Here is a 4,497-nt window from a genome sequence, read left to right on the forward strand (position 1 = left end):
GTAGGACAGGTCGAGCTCGCTGACGGCCTCGACGGTCATGGCGTGAAACAGTGCGGTGGCGAAGGTGTCGACGCGTTTGGCGATTTCGGCGCTGCGGTGTCCGACGAGCTGGGCCCCGAGCAGCAACCCGCTGGTTTGGTCGCCGGTGATCCGCAGGTGAATCGGAGTGGAGCCCGGGTAGTAGGCCTTGTGATCGTCGCAGACGCTGGCGGTGGTGGCCGGTGCCCAGCCACGCGCGGCGGCGCGGACCTCGTGTTCGCGCAGCCCGGTGCGCGCGGCGACGAGGTCGAACACCTTGACCACCTGGGTGCCCAGGCTGCCGCCGAAGCGTGCGTTGCCGCCGAGGGCGTTTTCCCCGGCGACGCGGCCTTGTTTGTGCGCGGTGGTGCCCAGCGGTAGCCAGGTGGTGCCGAGCAGTCGGTGATGGGTGTGCACGCAGTCGCCTGCGGCGAAAACGTCGGGCAGGTTGGTGCGCATGGCTTCGTCGACGACGATGGCGCCTTTGGCGCCGAGTTGGGCGCCGGCACGCGCAGCCAGTTCGGTGTCGGGACGCACACCGACCACGACGAGAACGAAATCTACTGTGCGGGTGATTGTTTGGTCGCCGTAGCGGGCGGTCACGGTGAGCGCGCCGTTCTCGGAGCGCGTGATCGCGGTCACCGTGGTGTCGGTGAGCACCTCCACGCCATTGCGGTGCAGTTCGGCGTGAACCAGGCCCCCGAGTTCGGGATCGACCGTCGGCAAGACCTCGGGCAGGGCCTCGATCTGGGTGACGCGGATACCGCGCGTGGTCAGCGCTTCGGCCATCTCCAAACCGATGTAGCCGGCGCCGATGATGGCCGCGGTCTGCGGGGCGCGGGTGGTCAGCGACTCCATCACCGCGAAGGTGTCGCCCATCGAGTGCAGCAGGTGCACGCCGTCGTGCGGGCCCAGCGCGCCGGGTCCGACCAGACCGGGTAGCGGCGGCACAGCGCTCACCGCGCCGGTGCCCACGATCAAAGCGTCGTAGCCCAGTTGGCTTGCCGCACCGGAAGCGTCGAGGATATCGACGGTGTGCGCGGCCGCGTCGATGGCGGTGACCCGGGTGTCGGTGCGCAGGCTCATGCCGGTGGCTTCCAGGTCGGCGGTGCTGCGGTGCGCCAGGTTTCGCCAGTGGGTGACCTCACCGGAGACGTAGTAGGGGATGCCGCAGATGGAGAAGTTGGGGTAGGCGTCGGCGACGACGACGGTGACATCGGTGCCGGGGTCGAGTTCGCGGGCGCGCAGCGCGGCGCTGATACCGGCGTCGCTGCCGCCGATCGCGAGGACGTGGCGAGTGGCCATGAGTGATCTCCTGATTCGAGGTGGCGAAGCTTTGTGCGGCACCCGCCGGGGCGGGCGGGCGGCTACCGGGCTGTCGTGGCTTGGGTCGCGCCCAGCGCTTGCAGATCGGGGATCGCACCGGTTTCGGCGGCGAGCATGGGAATCAACGCGGTGCGCTCGGCGAGCTCGGTTTTCACTTTGTCGATCAGCGGCAGCTCCGCGGCCGCGCGCGCTCGCAGCAGCGGTGCGCGCGGATCAGCCGCAGCCAGCGAGTTGTTGATCACCCACGCCCACGGGTGGATGCCGGCGCGTTCGAGTTCATCCTGCAGGCCGGCGGCTTCTGCGACCGGTGTCGTCTCGGCGAGCGTGACGATGACGACTTTGGTTTCTTGCTGGTTTTGCAGCCGCATCAGCGGCGTCACGAAATGCGCGTCGCTCAGTTGGCGGGCGACCTCGCGATGGTAGGAGCCGGTGGCGTCGAGCAACAGCAGGGTGTGCCCACTGGGCGCGGTGTCGACGACGACGAACTTGCGCCGTGATTCGCCGATGACGCGGGAGAAAGCCTGGAACACGGCGACCTCTTCGGTGCAGGGCGAGCGCAGGTCTTCGGCGAGCATCGCACGGCCTTGCTCATCAAGTGCGGCGCCCTTGGTGGCCAGTACATGCTCGCGGTATCGGCGCGTCTCGTGGACCGGGTCGATCCGGGATACCTGCAGGTTCTGCAGGTCCGGGTCGACGGTGTCGGTGAGATCGCCGGCGGGGTCGGTAGTGGTTAAGTGCACCTGGTGCCCGCGACCGGCAAGTGCGGTCGCGATCGCCGCGGCGACGGTCGTCTTACCGACGCCGCCCTTGCCCATGCACAAAATCAAGCCGTGCGGCTGGTCGGCGAGTTCGTCGATCAGATCGGTGAGCGTGGCCCCGGTCGACGGTGATCCGGTATCGGATGGGGTCGCAGCGGCCGGCAGGGCCGCGGTGGGCGTGAAAAACGCCGCCACCGCGTCTGCGCCGATGACGTTGGTGGCCTTGAGTTCGACCTGTTCGATAGGCAGCTCGGCTAATTCGGCCGGCAGGTGCGCGATCGCGTCCTGTTCGCGGCGATAGATCGCCGACGCCAACGGATCGGCGTCGTCGGCGGGGGCCGGCAGCACAGCGTTGATGACGAGATACTGGCGGGTCAACCCGATCGCGGCCAGTTCCCTACGGGTGCGGGCGGTTTCGGCGAGGGCCGATTTTTGGGCTCGCGAAACCAGCACCAGCCGAGTGCGCGCCGGATCGGCCAGCGCCGCCACGGCGTCGGCGTAGGCGGTGCGCTGTTTGTCCAGCCCCGACAGCGGTCCCAGGCAGGAGGCGTCGCCCTTGCCGTCGTTGAGGAAATCGGTCCACGAGCCGGGCAGCTGCAAAAGCCGGATGGTGTGCCCGGTGGGGGCGGTGTCAAACAGCACGTGGTCGAAGCGTCCGACGTCGCCGCTGGAGTCGGTGATGAGTTCGGTGAACTCGTTGAACGAGGCGATTTCGGTGGTGCACGATCCGGACAGCTGCTCGGTGATCGACCGGATCTCGCTGTCGGGCAACAACCCTCGCACCGGACCGACGATGCGTTCGCGGTAGGCCTCGGCCGCCTGCTGCGGGTCGATCTCCAACGCCGAAAGCCCGGCGACCGTGCCGATCTCGGTAATGGTGTTGCCGATGGTGATTCCGAACACCTGCCCGACGTTGGAGGCCGGGTCGGTGCTGACCAGCAGCACCTGCTTGCCCTGCCGGGCCAGGGTGACCGCGGTGGCACACGCGGTGGAGGTTTTACCGACCCCGCCCTTGCCGGTGAAAAACATGAACCGGGGCGGGTTGTCCAAAAATGTCATTTCCCAACCCTTCTCAACAGCATTCTGTGGCTGCACCGCCGCAGCAGCCGCCGGCGTCTGTTTCGGTGACGCCGAGCATCACCGGTGAGGCGGCTTCGTCGGCCGCCACGCCGGCCCAGCGGGCCAGCTGTGTGCGGTCGGGGTAGCGGCCGGTCATCGCGGTGACGCCGTCGACCAGGATCAGTGGCAGCCCCTCAGAGCCGGCCACCTCCAAAAACGCCTTCGCCGCATCGTTTTCGGCGAACGCGACGGGTTCGCTTGCCAGGTTGTAGCGGAGAACCTCGCCGCCGTGGCTGCGGACGAAGTCCATGTCGGCCGAAAACGTCACCAAGTCTTGGTCGACGTCCTCACCGCACACGCCGGTGGCGCAGCACAACGCGGGTTCGAATACCTCAACTTTGCTCATCTTCACTTTCTCCTCTGCTTGGGCAGGTGCACGGTGATTTTTCGGTGTCGTGATTCGGAATGAGAGGTTTAGGCGCCGACGACGGTCAGCCAGGCAGCGAAGGCAAGCAAGGTGACCAGCAACACCGGGACGGTGAGCACGATGCCGGTGCGAAAGTAGCGGCCCCAGCCGATGTGCATGCCTTTGCGGTCGAGCACGTGCAGCCACAGCAGGGTGGCCAGGCTGCCGATCGGGGTGATCTTGGGGCCCAGGTCACAGCCGATGACGTTGGCGTAGACCATCGCGTCGTGGGCAAGCCCGGTTGCGCTGACGGCACCGACGGCCAGCGCGGCGACCAGCACGGTGGGCATGTTGTTCATGATCGACGACAACACCGCTGCCGCCACCCCCACCCCGAGCGCAGCCGCGAGAGGCCCGTGGTTCGCGAACAACCCGAACAGCTTGGCCAGTTGACCGGTCAATCCCTGGTTGCGCAGGCCGTACACCACCAGGTACATGCCGATGCTGAACAGCACGATCTGCCAGGGCGCTTCACGAATGACCTTGCCAACCGGAATCCGCCGCTGCGCACCCCCGCGGACGTCCTCGGCCATCACCTGATCTGGTACGGAATCAGTCAGGTCGGCGGTGTTCACCGGATCGCCGAAAGCGGGCTCCTGGCTCGCCCCGCCCGCACCCTCCGACACGGAAACCGGCTGTCGCGCCGGCTCGGAGAAGACGAACGCGGGCCAGCGGGCGGCGACCGCGATCAAGATCACCGCACCGGCCCCGGCCACCACCGACAGCGGCACCCCCATCGGGTCGGCCCCGAAATAGCCGACCAACAGCAATGCCAGCACGGCCCACCCCGCCCGAAAGGTCAACGGGTCGGTGATGGCATCCGCCGGGCGGCGCAGCGCGGCCATGTCATAGGTCCGCGGGATTGAGCGG

Annotated in this window: 4 protein-coding genes; all 4 read right to left on the reverse strand. The window is 67.7% G+C overall.

Going from position 1 to position 4,497, the window contains the following annotated elements:
* On the reverse strand, positions 1-1,323 hold a 1,323-nt coding region (locus AC2VOG_RS14005; RefSeq protein ID WP_486940491.1), incomplete at its 3' end, for an FAD-dependent oxidoreductase.
* A gap of 62 nt (positions 1,324-1,385) precedes the next feature.
* Entirely contained in the window at positions 1,386-3,161 is a 1,776-nt protein-coding gene (gene arsA, locus AC2VOG_RS14010; RefSeq protein ID WP_486940492.1) for an arsenical pump-driving ATPase, read from the reverse strand.
* Positions 3,162-3,174: 13 nt separating this feature from the next.
* On the reverse strand, positions 3,175-3,567 hold the full coding sequence (gene arsD, locus AC2VOG_RS14015; protein WP_486940493.1) for an arsenite efflux transporter metallochaperone ArsD: 393 nt from the start codon (positions 3,565-3,567) through the stop codon (positions 3,175-3,177).
* A 68-nt stretch (positions 3,568-3,635) separates the two neighbouring features.
* Positions 3,636-4,497: ArsB/NhaD family transporter (locus tag AC2VOG_RS14020; protein ID WP_486940494.1), on the reverse strand; the 862-nt coding region annotated here is incomplete at its 5' end.

This window comes from Mycobacterium sp. TH-M11 (genome assembly GCF_057473725.1).

What these genes read in the sequence shown, in the direction of transcription:
- arsA (WP_486940492.1), bottom strand. Translation starts at nt 3,161, where the DNA reads ATGACATTTTTGGACAACCCGCCCCGGTTCATGTTTTTCACCGGCAAG.
- arsD (WP_486940493.1), bottom strand. Translation starts at nt 3,567, where the DNA reads ATGAGCAAAGTTGAGGTATTCGAACCCGCGTTGTGCTGCGCCACCGGC.